Genomic DNA, 21,682 nt, shown 5'->3' on the forward strand with positions numbered 1-21,682 from the left:
TTTTTATGAAAATATTAAAATCCCATTTCTGGTATCACAAAAGCCAAAGAAATGGGATTTTCTTTTTAATACTACTTATCCTTATCATACAATCTGTAATTGTCTTTGGTAATTTTTCTTCGGATGACAAAATAGACCTTAATTCTAAACAGGTTTTAGCATTTCATGAACAAATAGATAGTATACGAACGATTGAAATAGAAAATAGAAAGCCTAAAATTTATCCATTTAATCCTAATTATATTACAGACAGTAAAGGGGAACAATTAGGGATGTCTATAGAGGAGATAGATCGGTTATTGGCTTTTAGAAAAACAAATAAATTTGTCAACTCAAAAAGTGAGTTTCAAAGAGTAACCCAAATTTCTGATTCTTTACTACATAAAATTGCACCGTATTTTAAGTTTCCAGATTGGGTTGTCAAACAAAATTCTAGCCCATCATCTTCAGGTGGAAAGCAAACTTATTATAAAAAGAATGAAAAAATTGTATCTACTACAGATATCAATAAAGCAACTGCCCAAGATTTTAGAACGATAAGTGGAGTCGGAGCCGCTTTTTCCGAACGAATTATAAACTATCGAACAAAGCTACAAGGCTTTTCTATTGAAGATCAACTAAAGGAAGTTTGGGGATTAGATGTAGAAGTTGCAAATAAAGTATTATCAAAATTTAAAATAGTTGATAAACCAATTATCAATAAAATAAATGTAAATACAGCTTCATTTAAAGCACTTTTAAAGAATCCTTATATTGATTATTCGTTGTGTAAAAAGATTTTTGAATACAGAGATGAAGTAGCCGAACTTCAAAATATTTCTGAATTAAAAAACATCATAGATTTTCCGTTAGATAAATATGATAGAATAGTCTTATATTTGATGGCTGAATAACAAACCACAAACACATTTATTGGCTTATGAGCAGTATGTATTTTACTGAAGAGCACGAAGCTTTCCGTGCAAGTTTTAAAGAGTTTTTGAAAAAAGAAGTAATTCCTCATATAGATAAATGGGAAAAAGAAGGTAGTATAGAACGTTTTATTTGGAAGAAATTTGGAGAAATGGGCTATTTCGGTTTAAACACTCCAGAAGAGTTCGGAGGCTTAAATTTAGATTTATTTTACACAGTTATCTTTTTAGAAGAATTGCAGAAAGTTAATTCAGGTGGTTTTGCGGCTGCAATGTGGGCGCACGAATATTTAGCCATGACGCACTTAACTAAAGAAGGTGATGATTTTATAAAAAATAAATATTTAACACCAAGTATAGAGGGAGATATGATTGGTTGCATGTGTATCACTGAACCATTTGGTGGGTCTGATGTTGCAGGTATGCGTTCTACAGCAATTAAGCAAGGAGATACATATATTTTAAACGGGTCAAAAACTTTTATTACAAATGGTGTTTATTCAGATTATTTAATTGTAGCAGCAAAAACAGATCCTTCAGATAGATATAAAGGAATTAGCATCTTTGTGGTAGATAGAGCTTCAAAAGGACTTACAGCTACAAAGTTAGATAAGTTAGGTTGGAAAGCATCAGACACCGGAGAAATAGCATTTGATAATGTAGAAATTCCTGCAGAAAATTTATTAGGAGAAGAAGGAAAAGGATTCCCTTATATTATGCAACATTTTGCCTTAGAAAGATTGGTAATGGGTGTAAATGCACATGCTAGAGCAGAATTTGCGCTAGAATATGCTTTAAATTACATGCAAGAACGAATTGCTTTTGGTAAATCTTTAGATAAATTTCAAGTATTAAGGCATAAAATAGCAGAAATGGCAAGTAGAGTAGATATGTGTAAAGAATACAACTACTCAATTACAAAACGTCTCGACGATGGTCAATATGTAGTAAAGGAGGCAAGTATGTCTAAATTACTCTCTACAAAAATGGCAGATGAAGTTATTTACGACGCTTTACAAATGTTAGGCGGTTATGGTTATATGGAAGATTACCCGATGGCACGTTTATTAAGAGATAGTAGATTAGGACCAATAGGAGGTGGGACTTCAGAAATCTTAAAAGAGATTATCGCAAAGATTGTAATTGATAAGAAAGAATATAAACCAGCAACATAAGGTTTCCAAAACATTGTAAGTATCAATTAAAAAAAATAATTTTTGAATACACTGGACACTCTTTTTTAGGGCGTTTCCTAAAGGTCGGGCTTTCACTACTCGCTTTTTTCGTGCCTCAAAAGAGCTCAAACAAGTCGTTCAATCCCTAACGCATATGGCTTTTTTAAAATATATTGTAATAACTAATTGTCAATTCATAATTTGTAATTACATTTGCAGTCCAAAAAATAAAAATAATAGTTTAAATACTATTCTAAAATATAAAGAGACTATGAAGGGAGGTGCCAACTTATGTTAATTATACCAATTAAAGAAGGAGAGAATATCGATAGAGCTTTAAAGCGTTACAAGAGAAAATTTGATCGTACAAAAACGATGAAAAACTTGCGTGCTAGAAAGAACTTCACAAAACCTTCTGTAGCAAACAGAGCTCAAAGAATTAAAGCTTCTTACGTTCAGAGATTAAGAACACAAGAAGAAGTAGGTTAGAAATAACTTAATTCTAAGAAATAAAACCCGTATTGAATTTTCAATACGGGTTTTTTGTGTTCAATTTTTTGTAAATTTACTAACACTTAATATCTAACAATTTGATTGATCCTTTTTTAGAATATTTGTCTTTTGAGAAAAAATACTCTTTACATACTATTACTGCTTATAAAAACGATTTAACCTCATTTAGAGATTTTTTAGAGACGGAGTATGGTCAAGAAAGTTTGTTAGAAGTGCATTATCCACAAATTAGAAGTTGGATTGTTTTTTTAGTAGATACTCAAATATCAAATAGAACCATTAATAGAAAGGTAAGTTCTTTAAAGTCTTTTTATAAATTTTTACAAAAAACCAAACAGGTAGAACTAAATCCGCTTTCTAAGCATAAAGCCTTAAAAACAGAAAAAAGAGTTCAGGTGCCTTTTACATCAAAAGAAATTAATGAGGTTATCAATCAAATAGAAAAAGAGGTCGATGTTACTTTTACATCCATTAGAAACAAATTAATTGTTGAATTGTTTTATTCCACAGGTATTAGAAGAGCAGAGTTAATTAATATAAAAGAAAGAGACGTTAGTTTATTAGATAAAACTATAAAAGTATTGGGGAAAAGAAATAAAGAACGCTTTGTGCCTTTATTAGATACTGTTATTCAAACTTTAAAACAATATTTAAAACTTAAACAAGAATTTACAATTGGTTTAGAGGAGCTTTTTATTACCGAAAAAGGAAATAAAATTTATGAAACTCTTGTTTACAGAATTATTAATACCTACTTTAGTCAAGTCTCTTCAAAGCAGAAAAAAAGCCCACATATTTTAAGGCACTCTTTTGCAACACATCTTTTAAATGAAGGGGCAGATATAAATTCAGTTAAGGAGTTGTTAGGGCATTCATCTTTAGCTTCAACACAAGTCTATACGCAAAATAGTCTTGCTGTTATTAAAAAAGTATATAATCAGGCTCACCCTAAGAGTCATAAAACACAATAAAATATGAAAGTATTCACGCAATCAGTTAATTTTAATGCAGATAAAGAACTTATAGCATATGTAGATGAAAAGGTTTTATCATTAACTAAATTTCACGATAAGATAGTTGACGCAGAAGTTTTTTTAAAAGTGATCAATACGAGCGATAAAGAAAATAAAGTTACAGAAGTTAAGATAAATATACCAGGAAGTGAGTTAATCATAAAAAGAGAGGCAAAAACCTTTGAAGAGGGCGTTAATGCTGCGGTTGATAATTTAAAAAGACAGTTAAAAAGGTCTAAAGAAAAGCTTCGAGACTCTGTTAATTCATAAAAATGAAAAAAAAAGTGAAAAAACTTTAAAAAAAGTTTTGAAAACTGAAATAACTTCGTACATTTGCAATCCGTTAGAAATAGCGGATTGTTTTTTACATCAAAAGCCGATGTAGCTCAGCTGGCTAGAGCAGCTGATTTGTAATCAGCAGGTCGTGGGTTCGAGTCCCTCCATCGGCTCAAAAACAATAAAAATTGCGAAAGCAATTAAGTTCATTGAAATAGTAAATTAAAGGGGAGATACTCAAGCGGCCAACGAGGACGGACTGTAACTCCGTTGACTACGTCTTCGCAGGTTCGAATCCTGCTCTCCCCACAATTTACATATTATTGCGAAAGTAGCTCAGTTGGTAGAGCGTCAGCCTTCCAAGCTGAATGTCGCCGGTTCGAACCCGGTCTTTCGCTCAATTTTATCAGCAAGCCGGTGTAGCTCAGTTGGTAGAGCGCATCCTTGGTAGGGATGAGGTCGTGGGTTCAAATCCCATCGCTGGCTCATATAATATTTATCATTACACACTAAATATAATAAACTAAAGAATTAAAATTAATAATTATGGCAAAAGGAACTTTTGACCGTTCGAAACCACACTTAAACATTGGTACTATCGGACACGTAGATCACGGTAAAACAACTTTAACTGCGGCTATTACTAAAGTATTAGCTGATGCAGGATTTTCTGAAGCTAGGTCTTTTGATCAGATTGATAATGCACCAGAAGAAAAAGAAAGAGGTATTACAATTAATACTTCTCACGTAGAGTATCAAACTGCTAATCGTCACTATGCGCACGTTGACTGTCCTGGTCACGCGGATTATGTGAAGAACATGGTTACAGGTGCTGCTCAAATGGACGGTGCTATTTTAGTTGTTGCTGCTACGGACGGGCCAATGCCTCAAACTAGAGAGCATATCTTATTAGGTCGTCAGGTTGGTATTCCTCGTATGGTTGTATTCATGAATAAAGTGGATATGGTTGATGATGAAGAATTAATCGAATTAGTAGATATGGAAGTAAGAGAATTACTTTCTTTCTATGAGTATGATGGTGATAACGGACCGGTAATTGCTGGATCTGCATTAGGTGCACTTAATGGTGAGCAAAAATGGGTTGATACTGTTTTAGAATTAATGGAAGCAGTTGATGCTTGGATTGAGGAGCCTTTAAGAGAAGTTGATAAAGATTTCTTAATGCCAGTTGAGGATGTATTCTCTATTACTGGACGTGGTACTGTTGCAACTGGTCGTATTGAGACTGGTATTGCTAATACAGGTGATGTTGTAGATATTATTGGTATGGGAGCTGAAAAAATGACTTCTACTATTACTGGTATTGAAATGTTCCGTCAAATCTTAGATAGAGGTGAGGCAGGAGATAATGCAGGTATCTTATTAAGAGGTATTGCAAAAGAAGACATAAAAAGAGGAATGGTAATCTGTAAGCCAGGTTCTGTAACTCCACATGCTAAGTTTAAAGCAGAAGTTTATGTTCTTAAGAAAGAAGAAGGTGGTCGTCACACTCCATTCCATAACAACTATCGTCCACAGTTCTATGTAAGAACTACAGATGTAACAGGTACTATTAATTTACCTGAAGGAGTTGAAATGGTTATGCCAGGAGATAACTTAACAATTACAGTAGATTTAATTCAACCAATCGCATTAAATGTTGGTTTACGTTTCGCAATCCGTGAGGGTGGTAGAACAGTTGGAGCAGGTCAGGTTACTGAATTATTAGACTAAGATTATTAGTTTTTAATAAATAAATTCTAAGGGTGTTCCGTTTCTAACGGAACGCCTTTAATATTGAATTAAAATACGGGCGTAGTTCAGCGGTAGAGCACTGGTCTCCAAAACCAGCTGTCGGGAGTTCGAATCTCTCCGCCCGTGCAATTAAATATAAGAAAAATGAACTTTATACAATACATCAAAGATTCTTTTGACGAATTAAGCAATCACATGACGTGGGTAACTAAAGAAGAAGCTCAAAAAACTACAGTAACTGTTGCTGTTTTTACGATTGTATTTGCTTTAGCTGTAGCTGGTATAGATTATGTTTTTCAAACAGGATTAGATAACTTTTTTGGAATGTTTAAATCTAACTAATTATGGCAGCTGATTCAGTAATGAAGTGGTATGTTGTTAGAGCCATTGGAGGACAAGAAAATAAAGTAAAAGCTTACATAGAAACAGAAATTTCTAGAGTAGGATTATCAGATTATGTTAGTCAGGTAATTGTACCAACTGAAAAAGTTATTCAGATTAGAAATGGGAAAAAAGTAAACAGAGAAAGAGTATACTTTCCTGGTTATATTATGGTTGAAGCTAATCTTTCTGGAGAAGTTCCTCACGTAATTAAAGGTATAACAGGTGTTATTGGGTTTTTAGGAGAAGTTAAAGGTGGTGAGCCTGTTCCTATGCGTAAATCTGAAGTTAACAGAATGTTAGGTAAAGTTGATGAACTATCAATCCAAGATGAAAATATTGCAATTCCTTTTAATATCGGTGAAACTGTAAAAGTTGTAGATGGTCCTTTTAATGGATTTGACGGAACTATTGAGAAAGTGAATGAAGAAAAGCGTAAGCTTGAGGTAATGGTGAAAATATTCGGAAGAAAAACACCATTAGAATTAAGTTATATGCAAGTAGAAAAAATATAATTGTTACACAAATATATATTGATATCGATTTATTTTTTGGCTTCCAACTTAAAATAAATCATTAAACATTTTTAAAATGGCAAAAGAAGTTAGTAAAGTAGTTAAGTTACAAGTAAAGGGAGGCTCAGCGAATCCATCGCCGCCGGTTGGACCTGCTTTAGGAGCTGCTGGTGTTAACATTATGGAGTTCTGTAAACAGTTTAATGCAAGAACGCAAGACAAACAAGGTAAAGTTTTACCTGTTGTTATTACTGTTTTCAAAGATAAATCATTCGATTTTCTTGTTAAGACTCCTCCTGCAGCAGTTCAGTTACTAGAAGCAGCCAAAATTAAAAAAGGTTCAGGAGAACCAAACAGAAAGAAAGTAGCATCAGTTACTTGGGATCAAATTCAAATTATTGCAGAAGACAAAATGGTAGATTTAAATGCCTTTGAAATTTCTTCGGCAATGCGAATGATTGCAGGTACGGCTCGTTCTATGGGATTAACAGTAAAAGGTAATGCACCAGCATAAACTTTATAAAAAGTAGTAAAATGGCAAAATTAACAAAAAAGCAAAAAGAAGCTCACGCAAAGTTAGATAGCTCTAAATCTTATGATTTAGCAGCGGCTTCAGCGCTAGTCAAAGACATTACTAATGTAAAGTTTGATGCATCAGTAGATTTAGCAATACGTTTAGGAGTAGATCCTCGTAAAGCTAATCAAATGGTTCGTGGTGTAGTAACATTACCTCACGGAACAGGAAAAGATGTAAAAGTTTTAGCATTAGTAACTCCAGATAAAGAAGCAGAAGCTACAGCAGCAGGTGCAGATTATGTTGGATTAGATGAATACCTTCAGAAAATTAAAGGAGGTTGGACAGATGTAGACGTAATTATTACCATGCCAAGTGTAATGGGGAAATTAGGTCCTTTAGGAAGAATTTTAGGTCCTAGAGGTTTAATGCCAAACCCAAAGACTGGTACAGTAACAATGGATGTTGCAAAAGCTGTTACAGATGTAAAAGCTGGTAAAATCGATTTTAAAGTTGATAAAACTGGTATCGTTCATGCTGCAATTGGAAAAGTATCTTTTGATGCGAAGAAAATTGAGGAAAATGCAAACGAATTAATACAAACTATTATTAAATTGAAACCAACAACTGCAAAAGGAACGTATGTAAAAAGCGTTTTTATGTCTAGTACTATGAGTCCTAGTATTGCTGTTGAGGTGAAAGCTGTTTAATACGTTAAAACTTATAATTATGACTAGAGAAGAGAAATCACAAGTAATACAAGATTTAACAGCAGTATTAGCAGATACAAATACGTTATATTTAGCAGATATTTCTGGGTTAAATGCACAAACTACCTCTAACTTACGTAGAGCTTGTTTTAAAGCAGGAATTCAGTTATCAGTTGTTAAAAACACATTACTTGCAAAAGCAATGGAAGCTTCAGATAAAGAATTTGGAGACTTACCAACAGTATTAAAAGGTAATACATCAATGATGATTTCTGAAGCAGCTAATGCTCCAGCTAAATTAATCAAAGAATTCAGAAAGAAAACTAAAGATAAGCCTGTTTTAAAAGGTGCATTTGCAGAAGAATCTGTTTACATTGGTGATGATCAATTAGATGCTTTAGTAGATATTAAATCTAGAGAAGAGCTTATTGGTGAAATCATTGGATTATTACAGTCTCCAGCTAAAAATGTTATTTCAGCATTACAATCTGGTGGACAAACAATTTCAGGTATTCTTAAGACTTTATCTGAAAAATAAGTACGCGCACAAATAAACTATAAATAAACAAAATTTTAAAAACAATTAAAATGGCAGAATTAAAAGATTTCGCAGAGCAATTAGTTAACTTAACAGTAAAAGAAGTTAATGAATTAGCTACTATTTTAAAAGATGAATATGGTATTGAGCCAGCAGCAGCAGCAGTAGCAGTAGCAGGTCCAGCAGCAGGAGGAGAAGAAGCAGCAGATGAGCAAACTGAATTTGATGTTATCTTAACAGCAGCAGGTTCTTCTAAATTAGCAGTTGTAAAATTAGTTAAAGAATTAACTGGTTTAGGATTAAAAGAAGCTAAAGGTATCGTAGATAGCGCACCAGCAGCAGTAAAAGAAGGTGTTTCTAAAGATGAGGCTGAAGGTCTTAAAAAATCTTTAGAAGAAGCTGGAGCTGAGGTAGAGCTTAAGTAAGCATTTTGTCCCGAGTTCGAGTAATCGAAACGGGAAAACAAATTTAGGTTTAGGTACTAAGAACTAACGTTTTTAGACCTAAACCATTTTGTGTATATATTCGTTTTTTATTTTTATTTCAGATTTTAATCAAAAAAATATTCTCTTTTGGCAACGAAAAACACTACTGAAAGAATCAACTTCGCTACTTCTCAAATGATAAAGGAATATCCAGACTTTTTGGATATTCAGGTAAAATCTTTTCAAGATTTTTTCCAACTTCAAACTAAGGCAGAAGAAAGAGGTGAAGAAGGTTTGTACAAAACCTTCATGGATAACTTTCCAATTACAGATACAAGAAATCAATTCGTTTTAGAATTTTTAGATTACTTCGTAGACCCACCAAGATACTCTATACAAGAGTGTATTGAAAGAGGTTTAACGCACAGTGTGCCTTTAAAAGCACGTCTAAAATTGTACTGTACAGATCCAGAACATGAAGATTTCGAAACTATTGTGCAAGATGTATATCTTGGTACAATACCTTATATGACTAACTCTGGTACCTTTGTTATTAATGGTGCAGAGCGTGTTGTTGTTTCACAATTACACAGGTCTCCTGGTGTATTCTTCGGACAATCTTTCCATGCAAATGGTACAAAATTATATTCAGCAAGGGTAATTCCTTTTAAAGGTTCTTGGATAGAATTTGCTACCGATATCAATCAAGTAATGTATGCTTACATTGATAGAAAGAAAAAATTACCAGTAACAACATTATTCAGAGCAATCGGTTTTGAAAGAGATAAAGATATTTTAGAGATATTTGACCTTGCGGAAGAGGTGAAGGTTTCTAAAGCTGGATTAAAAAAAGTATTAGGTCGCAAATTAGCTGCTAGAGTTTTAAAAACTTGGCATGAAGATTTTGTGGATGAAGATACTGGTGAAGTTGTATCTATCGAAAGAAATGAAATAATTTTTGATCGTGATACCATTTTAGATAAAGAACATATTGATGAAATAATAGACGCAGGTGCTAAAACCGTTTTACTTCATAAAGAAGATAACGATATGGCAGATTATGCTATTATTCATAATACTTTACAGAAAGATCCTACGAATTCCGAAAAAGAAGCAGTAGAACATATCTATAGACAATTACGTAATGCAGAACCGCCAGATGAGGAGACAGCAAGAGGTATTATAGATAAGTTATTCTTTTCTGAACAAAGATATAATTTAGGTGAAGTTGGTCGTTTTAGAATGAACACTAAACTTCAGTTAAATGAACCTATTGATCAAAAAGTATTAACAAAATTAGATATTATAACGATTATTAAATATTTAATTGAGTTAATCAACTCTAAAGCAGAGGTAGATGATATTGATCACTTATCTAACAGACGTGTAAGAACTGTTGGTGAGCAATTAGCAGGTCAGTTTGGTGTTGGTTTAGCTCGTATGGCTAGAACAATTCGTGAGCGTATGAATGTACGTGATAACGAGGTGTTTACACCTATCGATTTAATTAATGCTAAAACATTATCATCTGTAATTAACTCATTCTTTGGTACCAACCAATTGTCTCAGTTTATGGATCAAACCAATCCTTTAGCAGAGATTACTCACAAGCGTAGATTATCTGCACTAGGACCGGGTGGTTTATCTAGAGAAAGAGCTGGTTTTGAGGTACGTGATGTTCATTATACTCACTATGGTCGTTTATGTCCAATTGAAACTCCTGAGGGACCAAATATTGGTTTAATTTCTTCACTTTCTGTTTTTGCAAAAGTGAATAATTTAGGATTTATTGAGACGCCATACAGAAAAGTTGTAGAAGGTGTTGTTGGAACTGAAGAGCCAACATATTTAAGTGCTGAGGAAGAAGAGGGAATGAAATTTGCTCAATCTAACTTAGAATTAGATTCTGATGGACGCTTTGTAGCTGAAAGAATGATTTCACGTGAAGGTGGTGATTTCCCGGTTGTTGGTCCTGAAGACATTAACTTTATGGATGTTGCTCCTAATCAGATTGCTTCAATTTCTGCATCTTTAATTCCTTTCTTGGAACATGATGATGCGAATAGAGCGTTGATGGGATCTAACATGATGCGTCAGGCAGTACCATTATTAAGACCAGAATCTCCAATTGTAGGTACAGGTTTAGAGCGTAGAGTTGCAAAAGATTCTCGTATCTTAATTAATGCTGAAGGAGCTGGAGAAGTTACTTATGTAGATGCTAATAAAATTACAATTAAGTATGATAGAACAGAAGAGGAAAAACTTGTTAGTTTTGAATCTGATGAAGTTTCTTATAACTTAATTAAATTTAGAAAAACGAATCAAGGTACAAACATCAACCTAAAACCGATTGTTGAAAAAGGAGATAGAGTTGAAGAAGGACAAGTTCTTTGTGAAGGTTATGCAACACAAAAAGGAGAATTAGCTTTAGGTAGAAACATGAAAGTAGCCTTTATGCCTTGGAAAGGGTATAACTTTGAGGATGCGATTGTAATTTCTGAAAAAGTTGTTCGTGAAGATATATTTACATCTATTCATATTGATGAGTATTCTTTAGACGTAAGAGATACAAAATTAGGAACTGAAGAGTTAACTAATGATATCCCTAACGTTTCTGAAGAAGCTACCAAAGATTTAGATGAAAATGGAATGATTAGAATTGGAGCAGAAGTGAATCCTGGTGATATCTTAATTGGTAAAATTACACCAAAAGGAGAATCAGATCCTACTCCAGAAGAAAAATTATTACGTGCTATTTTTGGTGATAAAGCAGGTGATGTAAAAGATGCATCGTTAAAAGCTTCTCCATCATTAAGAGGTGTAGTAATTGATAAAAAATTATTTAGAAGAGCTGTTAAAGATAAAAACAAGAGATTAAGAGATAAAGAAGCAGTAGCTAAGTTAGAAGCTTCTTTTGTATCTAAATTCGAAGGTTTAAAAGATGTTTTAATAGACAAGTTGTTTTTACTAATCAGTGGAAAAACTTCGCAAGGAGTTTACAATGATTTAGGTGAAGAAGTTTTACCAAAAGGTAAAAAATACACACTTAAAATGTTAAATTCTGTTGATGATTATATTCACTTAACAGGTTCTTGGACAACGGATAAAGAGTTAAATAGTTTTGTAGGTGAATTAGTTCATAATTACAAAATTAAAGTAAATGATTTACAAGGTTCTTTACGTCGTCAAAAATTTACTATCTCTGTTGGAGATGAATTGCCAGCAGGAATTTTAAAGCTTGCTAAGGTTTATATCGCTAAGAAACGTAAGTTAAAAGTAGGTGATAAAATGGCGGGACGTCACGGAAATAAAGGTATTGTTGCTCGTATTGTACGTGCAGAAGATATGCCTTTCTTAGAGGACGGAACTCCAGTTGATATCGTATTAAATCCATTAGGGGTACCTTCTCGTATGAACATTGGTCAGATTTATGAAACTGTTCTTGGTTGGGCAGGTCAAAAATTAAACACTAAATATGCAACACCAATTTTTGATGGAGCATCTTTAGACCAGATTAATGAGATTACCGATACAGCAGGTGTACCAAGATTTGGACATACTTATTTATATGATGGTGGAACAGGAAAACGTTTCGATCAACCAGCAACAGTTGGTATCATTTATATGATTAAGTTAGGTCACATGATTGAAGATAAAATGCATGCGCGTTCTATTGGACCATATTCATTAATTACACAACAACCTTTAGGTGGTAAAGCACAATTTGGGGGTCAGCGTTTTGGAGAGATGGAAGTTTGGGCACTTGAGGCTTATGGTGCATCAAGTATCTTAAGAGAAATCTTAACTGTGAAATCGGATGATGTTATGGGAAGAGCTAAAACATACGAAAGTATCGTGAAAGGTGAAGCTATGCCAGAACCAGGTTTACCAGAGTCGTTTAACGTATTAATGCATGAACTTAAAGGTTTAGGTTTAGACGTTAGATTAGAAGAATAAATTTTTTCAGTAACCAATTACCAGTTACAATTTTGTAACTGGTAATTGAATACTGCCAACTGAATACTTATCAAAAGACATGGCAAGAAAACAAGAGAAATACACTGTAAAAAAGTTTAACAAAATCTCAATTGGTTTATCATCACCAGAAGCTATTTTAGAAATTTCTAAAGGTGAAGTTTTAAAACCAGAAACTATAAATTACCGTACGCACAAGCCAGAAAGAGATGGTTTATTTTGTGAGCGTATTTTTGGTCCTGTAAAGGATTATGAATGTGCTTGTGGAAAGTACAAAAGAATTCGCTACAAAGGTATCGTTTGTGATAGATGTGGTGTAGAAGTAACTGAAAAGAAAGTACGTAGAGAGAGAGTAGGGCATATCAACTTAGTTGTGCCTGTTGCTCATATTTGGTATTTTAGATCATTACCTAACAAAATGGGTTACCTTTTAGGTTTGCCATCCAAGAAGTTAGATATGATTATTTACTACGAACGTTATGTAGTAATTCAACCAGGTATTGCAAAGAATGTGGAAGGAGAGCCATTACAAAAAATGGATTTCTTAACTGAAGAAGAATATTTAGATATTGCTGATGAGTTACCACAGGACAACCAATACTTAGATGATTCTGACCCAAACAAGTTTATCGCTAAAATGGGTGCTGAATGTTTAATTGATTTATTAGCACGCATCGATTTGGATGGGTTGTCTTTTGAATTAAGACACAAAGCAAATACAGAAACGTCTAAACAACGTAAAACTGAAGCATTAAAACGTTTAAATGTTGTTGAAGCATTTAGAGATTCTCAGAAAAATAGAGAGAATCATCCAGAATGGATGATTATGAAAGCTGTACCAGTTATTCCACCAGAATTAAGACCTTTAGTTCCTTTAGATGGTGGACGTTTTGCAACTTCAGATTTAAATGATCTTTATAGAAGAGTTATTATTAGAAACAATCGTTTAAAAAGATTGGTTGAAATAAAAGCTCCAGAAGTTATTTTACGTAATGAGAAGCGTATGTTACAAGAGTCTGTAGATTCTTTATTTGACAACACTCGTAAATCATCTGCAGTAAAAACTGAATCTAACAGACCTTTAAAATCTTTATCAGATTCATTAAAAGGTAAACAAGGACGTTTCCGTCAGAATTTATTAGGAAAGCGTGTTGATTATTCTGCACGTTCTGTAATTGTTGTTGGACCAGAAATGAAATTATCTGAGTGTGGATTGCCAAAAGACATGGCAGCTGAACTTTACAAACCTTTTGTAATTAGAAAACTAATTGAAAGAGGAATTGTAAAAACAGTAAAATCTGCAAAGAAAATAATAGATAGAAAAGAACCAGTTGTTTGGGATATTTTAGAAAATGTAATTAAAGGACATCCAGTTTTATTAAACAGGGCTCCTACTTTACACAGACTAGGTATACAAGCTTTTCAACCAAAATTAATTGAAGGAAAAGCAATCCAGTTACACCCATTAGCATGTTCTGCATTTAATGCGGATTTTGATGGGGATCAAATGGCAGTTCACTTACCATTAGGACCAGAAGCTATTTTAGAAGCACAATTATTAATGTTGGCTTCTCATAATATCTTAAATCCTGCAAATGGTGCACCAGTAACAGTTCCTTCTCAGGATATGGTACTTGGTTTATACTATATGACTAAAGAGAGAATCTCTACTCCAGAAGTGAAAATTAAAGGAGAAGGATTAACTTTTTATTCACCAGAAGAAGTAACGATTGCTTTTAACGAAGAAATGGTAGACTTAAATGCTGGAATTAAAGTAAGAACTTACGATGTTGATGAGAACGGAGAACAAGTTAGAAAAATAATTAAAACTACTGTTGGTAGAGTATTATTTAACGAGGTTGTTCCTGCGAAAGCTGGTTACATTAATGAGGTATTAACTAAGAAAAACTTACGTGGAATTATTGGTGGTATTTTAAAAGCTACTGATATCCCTACAACAGGAGAATTCTTAGACAATATAAAAAATATGGGATATAAATTTGCCTTCCAAGGTGGTTTATCATTCTCATTAGGGGATATTATTATTCCTAAAGAAAAACAATCTATGATTGATGAAGCCAACAAAGAGGTGGATATCATTGTAGGGAATTATAACATGGGTATGTTAACGCAAAAAGAGCGTTATAATCAGGTAATTGATATTTGGGGTAGAACCAATAACGATTTAACTGAATTATCTATGAAACGTTTACGTGAAGATCAACAAGGTTTCAACTCGGTATACATGATGCTTGATTCTGGTGCAAGGGGTTCTAAGGAGCAGATTCGCCAGTTAACAGGTATGCGTGGATTAATGGCAAAACCTAAGAAATCTACTGCAGGTGGTGGAGAAATTATTGAGAATCCGATTCTTTCCAACTTTAAGGAAGGTTTATCAATTCTTGAATACTTTATCTCTACTCACGGTGCTCGTAAGGGACTTGCGGATACGGCGTTAAAAACGGCAGATGCTGGTTACTTAACTCGTAGATTAGTAGATGTTTCTCAAGATGTTATTATTAACGAAGAAGATTGTGGTACATTAAGAGGTTTAGAAGTAGCTCCTTTAAAGAAAAATGATGAGATTGTAGAATCTTTATCAGAGAGAATTGAAGGTAGAGTTTCATTAAACGACGTATATCACCCGTTAACAGACGAAGTTCTTTTAAAAGCGAATCAACCAATTTCTTATCAATTAGCTGTTGCTGTTGAAAAGTCTGGAATTGATGCTGTAGAAGTAAGATCTGCTTTAACTTGTGAATCTACAAAAGGTATTTGTGCAAAATGTTACGGACAGAGTTTATCTACCCTTAACAAAGTACAAATTGGTGAGGCAGTTGGTGTAATTGCTGCACAATCTATTGGAGAGCCAGGTACACAGTTAACATTACGTACATTCCACGTTGGTGGGGTTGCAGGTAATATTTCTGAAGAGAATAAATTAATTGCTAAGTTTGACGGTAAAGTTGTTATCGATGATTTACGTACAGTTGTTGGTAAAGACAATGAAGGTAAAGATATTGATATCGTAATATCTAGAACCGCTGAGATTAAAATTATAGATAAGAAAACAGGAATTACTCAAAGTACAAATATCCTTCCTTATGGATCTATTATTTTTGATAAAGAAATAAAATCCATTAAAAAAGGAGATGCTATTGTACAATGGGATCCATTTAACGGGGTTATTGTTTCTGAATTTGGAGGAAAAGTTAAGTTTGATAATTTAATACAAGGTATCAATTACTCTGTAGAAGTAGATGAGCAAACAGGTTTCCAAGAGATTGTAATGATCGATTCGAAAAACAAAAAAATCATTCCATCTTTAATTATTGAAGATAATGATGGTAATGCTTTACGTTCTTATAGTTTACCTTTAGGTGCACACTTAATGGTTACTGATGGAGATAAAGTAGAAAGTGGTCATACTTTAGTTAAAATACCAAGAAAATCTGGTAAAGCTGGGGATATTACAGGAGGTTTACCACGTGTAACAGAATTATTCGAAGCACGTAATCCTTCTAATCCATCTGTTGTTTCTGAGATTGATGGTGTTGTTTCTTTCGGTAAAATTAAACGTGGAAATAGAGAAATTATCGTTGAATCTAAAACTGGAGATATTAGTAAGTATTTAGTTAAACTTTCTAATCAGATCTTAGTTCAAGAAAATGACTTTATAAAAGCTGGTATGCCATTATCAGACGGAGCTACAACTCCTTCAGATATTTTAAGAATTCAAGGTCCATCTGCAGTACAAATGTACTTGGTAAACGAAATTCAAGAAGTATATCGTTTACAAGGTGTAAAAATTAATGATAAGCATTTTGAGGTTGTTGTTCGTCAAATGATGCGTAAAGTTAAAATTATAGATTCTGGTGATACTTTATTATTAGAGAATCAATTAGTTCATAAAATTGACTTTATCAAAGACAACGATGATATTTTTGGAATGAAGGTTGTTGAAGACGCTGGAGATTCAGAAAACTTAAGTGCAGGTCAAATTATTACTGCTCGTCAATTAAGAGATGAAAATTCTTTATTAAGAAGAAATGATCAGAACTTAGTAACAGCAAGAGAGGCTAAACCGGCTACGGCAGAGCAAGTTTTACAAGGTATTACAAGAGCATCACTTCAAACAAAATCGTTTATTTCTGCAGCTTCTTTCCAGGAAACTACAAAAGTATTAAACGAGGCTGCTGTTAGTGGTAAAATAGATACATTAGAAGGCTTAAAAGAAAATGTAATTGTTGGTAAGAGAATTCCAGCAGGTACAGGTATGAGAGCTTATGAAAACATTCTAGTTGGTCCTAAAGACGAAATAGAAAAAAGTTTCTAAATAAACGAAACGTGTAAACGTTTAAAAGTTTAATTATTAAAAAGTTGAATTGTTTAGGGTATCTCAGGTGCACTATTCAATTCAACTTTTTTCTTTTTATACCTTTTGATAAATATAAAGGTGAAATTTTACGGGTGTAATTCAATTTTTTTTACGATTTTACATGTACTAGAATTAACAAATACACAATTTTAATTATGGAAGAAAATCAAAACAAAGACGGACAAATAAATATTGAGTTAGATCAAGAAATTGCAGAAGGAACGTATTCTAACTTAGCAATTATTAATCATTCTATGTCAGAATTTATTGTAGATTTTATTAATATTATGCCAGGTGTACCAAAGGCAAAAGTAAAATCTAGAATTATTTTAACTCCGCAACACGCTAAACGATTAACGCAAGCTTTAGCAGACAATGTTAGAAAGTTTGAAGAACAACATGGTGAAATTAAAGATTACGAGCAACCTCCAATTCCAATGAATTTTGGTCCTACAGGACAGGCTTAATAAATAGGATAAAGACTGCTTTTAAAGTGGTCTTTTTTTTTTGCTTATATTTCTATAGTAAGTGAATTGATTTTTTTTGTTTTATTGTTTGAAATTTAGATTAATTCATTTTAAAGTTAACGTTAATTCAGGTTAAAACTAAGTATAAAATTAGCTTTTTGTTTTTAATTAGTTAATAATGTTAAGTAAATGAAAATTTACTTTTGCGTTATAAAAAAACTAAATAATGAAACAATTTTATAATTTTAATTTATTTTTATTAACGATATTTCTGTCGTTAAGTGCGTTTAATTCATTTGCACAAACCAGTAAAATACAAGGTCTTATTACTGATAAAGATGGACTTTATGTACCAGGTGCAAATGTTTTAATAGAATCGCTTAAAAAAGGTGATATTTCTAATTTTGATGGAAAGTTTACCATAGTTGGTGTACCAGCTGGTACACACACTATAAGAATTACTTATTTAGGATTTAAAGATATTTTACAAGAAGTTGTTGTAAAAGAAAATGAAACTACTTCCGTAAAAATAGCACTTGTTTCAGAAAGTATTCAATTAGATGATGTTTTAATTACATCTTATGGCTTAGGTAGTCAATCTAAAGCATTAAACACTCAAAAGAATAATTTAAATATTACCAATGTCGTTTCTACAGATCAGATTGGTAAATTTCCTGATGCAAATATTGGGGATGCTGTTAAAAGAATTCCTGGTATTACTATGCAAGTAGATCAAGGAGAAGCTAGAAATATTATTATTAGAGGTCTTTCACCTCAGTTAAACTCTGTAACTCTTAATGGAAGTAGAATTCCGTCTGCAGAAGGAGATAACAGAAATGTACAGATGGATTTAATTCCGTCGGACATGATACAGTCTATACAAGTTAACAAAGCAGTAACGCCAGATATGGATGCAGATGCTTTGGGAGGGTCTGTTAATTTAATAACAAGAACTTCTCCTCAAAGTTTTAGACTTTCTGCTACAGCTGGATCTGGTGTAAATACAATTACAAACAAAAGAATATTAAATGGTTCTTTTTTAGTTGGAGATCGTTCTAAAAACAGAAAATTTGGTTGGATGATTTCTGCAACTATTAATGATAATGATTTTGGTTCTCATGATGTGGAAGCAGAATGGACAGATGAATTTGCATATACAAATGATGTTGGTGAAGAAGTTGAAATGGATGTAAACCCGTACACGAATGTTTTTGAAGAACGTACTTATTTAGTACAAAGGGTCCGTAGAAGTTTTTCTGCAAACTTCGATTATCAAATTAATGATGACAATAACATTTATTTTAAATCGATGTATAACTGGAGAGACGATAGAGAAAATCGTTTTAGATTAGAACATGAGATTTTAGATGCAGAAGATATAGGACTTGGAGATTTTACCATTACAGATAATACACCAACAATGTTTCCTGTAGAAGTTAAAAGACAATCTAAAGGTGGTATTGATAACGATCGAAATAAAAATAGACGTTTAGAAGATCAAAAAATGCAAAATTACACACTTGGTGGTAATCATGCTGCAGGTAAATTAAAAATTGACTGGATGACTTCTTTTGCTAAAGCATCTGAAGAAAGATTAAATGAGCGATATGCAGAGTTTGAAACTGAATATAGTATTAATAATGATATTTCTGATACTAGATTCCCTTTGTTTACTGCTGTAAATTCATCAGATTTTAATGATCTTTCTAGTTTTGAGTTCGGTGAAATCACAGAAGAAAATCAATATACAGAGGAAAAAGACTTTAATACTTTTGTTAATTTTGAATTACCATCTGATTTCTTTGGTCATGGAGACGGATTTATAAAATTTGGATTTAGAGGTCGCTTTAAAACAAAATTAAGAGATAATGATTTTTTTGAATATGATTTAGAAGATGATTATCCTACGTTATCATCTATACCAACCAAAGATTATTCGAATTCAGATTATTTGGCAGGTAGTCAATACCAAGCAGGTTTATTTGCAGATGAGGAGTGGTTAGGTAGCTTAGATTTAACCAACGGAGAAACTATAAGTGATGAGTTTTTAAGAGCAAATTATAATGTAAAGGAAAATGTATTTGCTGGTTACCTTATGACCAATCAAAGATTGTCTGACAAGCTAAGTGTATTGGTTGGTTTAAGATTAGAGTACACAAAATTAACGGCAACAGGAAATAATATTTTAGATGAAGATACTTTAGACGGTACTTTAACCGAAGAAAGTTCTTATTCTAATTTAATGCCAGGTGTACATTTTAAATATGATGTTTCTGATAAAACGGTAGTAAGGTTTGCTTGGACCAATACGTTGGCAAGACCAAATTACGTAGATATTACACCAACTTTGGATGTTGTAACCGGTGACGAAGAAGTCTTCTTAGGAAATCCAGATTTAAAGCCAACAACTTCTATGAATTTTGATGTGATGGCAGAAACTTATTTTGAGAACGTAGGTATTTTATCTGGAGGTTTATTCTACAAAAACATTAAAGACTTTACCTATACTTTTCAATCGGAAACTACTACAGATGCTTTTGGACCAGGAACTACTGGTTTTGAAGTTTATCAACCTTTAAATGGAGATAAAGCAACTATTTTTGGAGCAGAATTAGCAATTCAAAGAAAATTAGATTTCTTACCAGGCTTTCTTAAAAACTTTAGTGTGTATGCAAATTATACTTTTTTAACTTCGGATGCAAACGGAATTCGTAATGAAGACGGTGAAGAAAGAGAAGATATAGATTTACCAAATACAACACCAAATATGGTGAATGCTTCTTTAGGATATGCAGATCAAAAATTTAATGCAAGACTTTCTGGTAATTTTTCTGATGCTTATGTAGATGAAATAGGAGGGAATGCATTTGAGGATCGTTATTACGACAAACAATTTTTCTTAGATTTTAGTACAGGTTATACCATTAATAAGAATTTAAGTATTTATGCGAGTGTAAATAACCTTACCAACCAACCATTACGTTATTACCAAGGAGAAAGTGGCAGAACAATGCAAATGGAATACTATGGTAGAAGAATTACATTTGGTTTAAAATATGATTTATTTAAAAAATAGTAAATAATGAAATTATCAATAAAAAATAGCATCCTATTTTTAGGTACATTAACATTGTTATCGTGTACTACTGGTAGTAAATTACCTGCAATAGCACCAGATGTAATTACAGAAAAATCTATAAATGATACAGATGATCCTGCCATTTGGATTCATCCAACAGATGCAACAAAAAGTATTGTTTTTGGAACAGATAAAGAAACCAATGGAGCAATTTATGCGTATGATTTACAAGGTAAAATTATAGAAGTTAAAACCATCAGAAATATAAAAAGACCTAACAATGTAGATTTAGAATATGGTTTTCAGGTAAATGATTCTGTAAAAGTAGATATTTTGATCTTTACAGAAAGAGAAGAACAGCAAATTAGAATGTTTTCTGTACCAGATATGAAGCCTTTAGATGAAGGAGGATTTCCAGTTTTTGAAGATGAAACTATTTCAGAAAATAAATTACCAATGGGAATTGCTATCTATAAAAGTCCGATTGATGGTAGTTTTTATGCAATAGTTGGTAGAAAAACAGGACCTAAAGAAGGCTATTTATATCAATATAAATTGGTTTCAGAAAATAGTAAAGTAACCGCTACTTTGGTTAGAAAGTTCGGGAATTTTAGTGGTAAAAAAGAAATTGAAGCCATTGCTGTTGATGCAGAAATGGGTTATGTTTATTATTCTGATGAAGGACATTGTGTTCGTAAATATTATGCAGAACCTTCTAAAGGAAATAAACAAATTGCTTGTTTTGGAAGTGAACTTTTTGAAAGAGATATAGAAGGTATTGCAATTGCTAAATTTGAGAATGAGAAAGGGTATATTATTGTTTCGGATCAACAAAAGGGACAATTTAATTTGTTTGATAGGCAAACAAATGAGTTTGTAAAAGCAGTTAATCTATCAACTACTGAAACAGATGGATGTGATGTGGTTACCGTACCTTTAAACGACACTTTTAAAAGTGGACTATTTGTAGCAATGAATGATGCTAAAGATTTTTATTTTTATGATTTGGATAAATTATTAAAGTAAAAAAATAAAAATTATAAATTAAAAGCGAAAC

17 protein-coding genes and 5 tRNA genes are annotated in these 21,682 nt (G+C 32.6%); all 22 read left to right on the plus strand.

Features of this window, described 5'->3' with window-relative positions:
- Window positions 1-5 precede the first annotated feature (5 nt).
- The 22 genes from H0I28_RS01300 to H0I28_RS01405 all read left to right on the plus strand — a co-directional run bounded on the left by H0I28_RS01300 (window position 6) and on the right by H0I28_RS01405 (window position 21,651).
- Entirely contained in the window at window positions 6-893 is an 888-nt protein-coding gene (locus H0I28_RS01300; protein WP_218760175.1) for a helix-hairpin-helix domain-containing protein, read from the plus strand.
- 26 nt (window positions 894-919) lie between these two features.
- Complete coding sequence (locus H0I28_RS01305) at window positions 920-2,086, plus strand: acyl-CoA dehydrogenase family protein (protein ID WP_218760176.1); 1,167 nt, start codon at window positions 920-922, stop codon at window positions 2,084-2,086.
- Window positions 2,087-2,377: 291 nt separating this feature from the next.
- On the plus strand, window positions 2,378-2,575 hold the full coding sequence (gene rpsU / locus H0I28_RS01310; RefSeq protein ID WP_036822200.1) for a 30S ribosomal protein S21: 198 nt from the start codon (window positions 2,378-2,380) through the stop codon (window positions 2,573-2,575).
- 101 nt (window positions 2,576-2,676) lie between these two features.
- Complete coding sequence (locus H0I28_RS01315) at window positions 2,677-3,570, plus strand: tyrosine-type recombinase/integrase (protein WP_218732904.1); 894 nt, start codon at window positions 2,677-2,679, stop codon at window positions 3,568-3,570.
- A gap of 3 nt (window positions 3,571-3,573) precedes the next feature.
- Window positions 3,574-3,882 carry a ribosome-associated translation inhibitor RaiA gene (gene raiA / locus H0I28_RS01320; protein ID WP_165732787.1) on the plus strand — a complete coding sequence of 103 codons (309 nt, stop codon included), beginning with the start codon at window positions 3,574-3,576 and terminating at the stop codon, window positions 3,880-3,882.
- Window positions 3,883-3,987: 105 nt separating this feature from the next.
- Window positions 3,988-4,061, plus strand: a tRNA-Thr gene (locus H0I28_RS01325).
- A 54-nt stretch (window positions 4,062-4,115) separates the two neighbouring features.
- Window positions 4,116-4,197 (plus strand) — tRNA-Tyr (locus tag H0I28_RS01330).
- A gap of 16 nt (window positions 4,198-4,213) precedes the next feature.
- A tRNA-Gly gene (locus H0I28_RS01335) sits at window positions 4,214-4,286 on the plus strand.
- Between the two features lie 15 nt (window positions 4,287-4,301).
- Window positions 4,302-4,374: transfer RNA gene (locus tag H0I28_RS01340), tRNA-Thr, on the plus strand.
- 60 nt (window positions 4,375-4,434) lie between these two features.
- The gene (tuf, locus tag H0I28_RS01345) at window positions 4,435-5,622 is read left to right on the plus strand and encodes an elongation factor Tu (protein ID WP_218732905.1); all 1,188 of its coding nucleotides are present in this window, start codon (window positions 4,435-4,437) and stop codon (window positions 5,620-5,622) included.
- Between the two features lie 75 nt (window positions 5,623-5,697).
- A tRNA-Trp gene (locus H0I28_RS01350) sits at window positions 5,698-5,769 on the plus strand.
- Window positions 5,770-5,787: 18 nt separating this feature from the next.
- Window positions 5,788-5,985 (plus strand): preprotein translocase subunit SecE, encoded by a 198-nt coding sequence (gene secE, locus H0I28_RS01355; protein ID WP_068450831.1) that lies wholly within the window; start codon window positions 5,788-5,790, stop codon window positions 5,983-5,985.
- Window positions 5,986-5,987: 2 nt separating this feature from the next.
- Window positions 5,988-6,539 (plus strand): transcription termination/antitermination protein NusG, encoded by a 552-nt coding sequence (nusG, locus tag H0I28_RS01360; RefSeq protein ID WP_068450834.1) that lies wholly within the window; start codon window positions 5,988-5,990, stop codon window positions 6,537-6,539.
- A 76-nt stretch (window positions 6,540-6,615) separates the two neighbouring features.
- Window positions 6,616-7,053, plus strand: a complete 438-nt coding sequence (gene rplK, locus H0I28_RS01365) for a 50S ribosomal protein L11 (protein WP_218732906.1) — start codon at window positions 6,616-6,618, stop codon at window positions 7,051-7,053.
- A gap of 20 nt (window positions 7,054-7,073) precedes the next feature.
- Window positions 7,074-7,763 (plus strand): 50S ribosomal protein L1, encoded by a 690-nt coding sequence (rplA, locus tag H0I28_RS01370; RefSeq protein WP_165732784.1) that lies wholly within the window; start codon window positions 7,074-7,076, stop codon window positions 7,761-7,763.
- 19 nt (window positions 7,764-7,782) lie between these two features.
- Window positions 7,783-8,301, plus strand: coding sequence for a 50S ribosomal protein L10 (gene rplJ, locus H0I28_RS01375; RefSeq protein ID WP_218732907.1), 519 nt, complete (start codon window positions 7,783-7,785; stop codon window positions 8,299-8,301).
- Window positions 8,302-8,351: 50 nt separating this feature from the next.
- Entirely contained in the window at window positions 8,352-8,726 is a 375-nt protein-coding gene (gene rplL / locus H0I28_RS01380) for a 50S ribosomal protein L7/L12 (protein ID WP_218732908.1), read from the plus strand.
- Window positions 8,727-8,873: 147 nt separating this feature from the next.
- A complete protein-coding gene (rpoB, locus tag H0I28_RS01385; RefSeq protein WP_218760177.1) occupies window positions 8,874-12,683 on the plus strand; it encodes a DNA-directed RNA polymerase subunit beta in 3,810 nt (1,269 codons plus the stop codon).
- A 79-nt stretch (window positions 12,684-12,762) separates the two neighbouring features.
- Complete coding sequence (rpoC, locus tag H0I28_RS01390; RefSeq protein WP_218752476.1) at window positions 12,763-17,037, plus strand: DNA-directed RNA polymerase subunit beta'; 4,275 nt, start codon at window positions 12,763-12,765, stop codon at window positions 17,035-17,037.
- A gap of 197 nt (window positions 17,038-17,234) precedes the next feature.
- Complete coding sequence (locus H0I28_RS01395; RefSeq protein WP_208888713.1) at window positions 17,235-17,546, plus strand: DUF3467 domain-containing protein; 312 nt, start codon at window positions 17,235-17,237, stop codon at window positions 17,544-17,546.
- A gap of 226 nt (window positions 17,547-17,772) precedes the next feature.
- Window positions 17,773-20,622 carry a TonB-dependent receptor gene (locus H0I28_RS01400; protein ID WP_218760178.1) on the plus strand — a complete coding sequence of 950 codons (2,850 nt, stop codon included), beginning with the start codon at window positions 17,773-17,775 and terminating at the stop codon, window positions 20,620-20,622.
- Between the two features lie 6 nt (window positions 20,623-20,628).
- Window positions 20,629-21,651 (plus strand): phytase, encoded by a 1,023-nt coding sequence (locus H0I28_RS01405; protein ID WP_218760179.1) that lies wholly within the window; start codon window positions 20,629-20,631, stop codon window positions 21,649-21,651.
- The last annotated feature ends 31 nt before the right edge of the window (window positions 21,652-21,682 follow it).

It is taken from the genome of Polaribacter sp. AHE13PA, assembly GCF_019278505.1.
GTDB lineage: Bacteria > Bacteroidota > Bacteroidia > Flavobacteriales > Flavobacteriaceae > Polaribacter.

What these genes read in the sequence shown, in the direction of transcription:
- H0I28_RS01400 (WP_218760178.1), top strand. Translation starts at nt 17,773, where the DNA reads ATGAAACAATTTTATAATTTTAATTTATTTTTATTAACGATATTTCTG.
- rplL (WP_218732908.1), top strand. Translation starts at nt 8,352, where the DNA reads ATGGCAGAATTAAAAGATTTCGCAGAGCAATTAGTTAACTTAACAGTA.
- secE (WP_068450831.1), top strand. Translation starts at nt 5,788, where the DNA reads ATGAACTTTATACAATACATCAAAGATTCTTTTGACGAATTAAGCAAT.
- tuf (WP_218732905.1), top strand. Translation starts at nt 4,435, where the DNA reads ATGGCAAAAGGAACTTTTGACCGTTCGAAACCACACTTAAACATTGGT.
- H0I28_RS01405 (WP_218760179.1), top strand. Translation starts at nt 20,629, where the DNA reads ATGAAATTATCAATAAAAAATAGCATCCTATTTTTAGGTACATTAACA.
- H0I28_RS01305 (WP_218760176.1), top strand. Translation starts at nt 920, where the DNA reads ATGAGCAGTATGTATTTTACTGAAGAGCACGAAGCTTTCCGTGCAAGT.
- rpoC (WP_218752476.1), top strand. Translation starts at nt 12,763, where the DNA reads ATGGCAAGAAAACAAGAGAAATACACTGTAAAAAAGTTTAACAAAATC.
- rpsU (WP_036822200.1), top strand. Translation starts at nt 2,378, where the DNA reads ATGTTAATTATACCAATTAAAGAAGGAGAGAATATCGATAGAGCTTTA.
- rplK (WP_218732906.1), top strand. Translation starts at nt 6,616, where the DNA reads ATGGCAAAAGAAGTTAGTAAAGTAGTTAAGTTACAAGTAAAGGGAGGC.
- raiA (WP_165732787.1), top strand. Translation starts at nt 3,574, where the DNA reads ATGAAAGTATTCACGCAATCAGTTAATTTTAATGCAGATAAAGAACTT.
- nusG (WP_068450834.1), top strand. Translation starts at nt 5,988, where the DNA reads ATGGCAGCTGATTCAGTAATGAAGTGGTATGTTGTTAGAGCCATTGGA.
- rplA (WP_165732784.1), top strand. Translation starts at nt 7,074, where the DNA reads ATGGCAAAATTAACAAAAAAGCAAAAAGAAGCTCACGCAAAGTTAGAT.
- rplJ (WP_218732907.1), top strand. Translation starts at nt 7,783, where the DNA reads ATGACTAGAGAAGAGAAATCACAAGTAATACAAGATTTAACAGCAGTA.
- H0I28_RS01395 (WP_208888713.1), top strand. Translation starts at nt 17,235, where the DNA reads ATGGAAGAAAATCAAAACAAAGACGGACAAATAAATATTGAGTTAGAT.
- H0I28_RS01300 (WP_218760175.1), top strand. Translation starts at nt 6, where the DNA reads ATGAAAATATTAAAATCCCATTTCTGGTATCACAAAAGCCAAAGAAAT.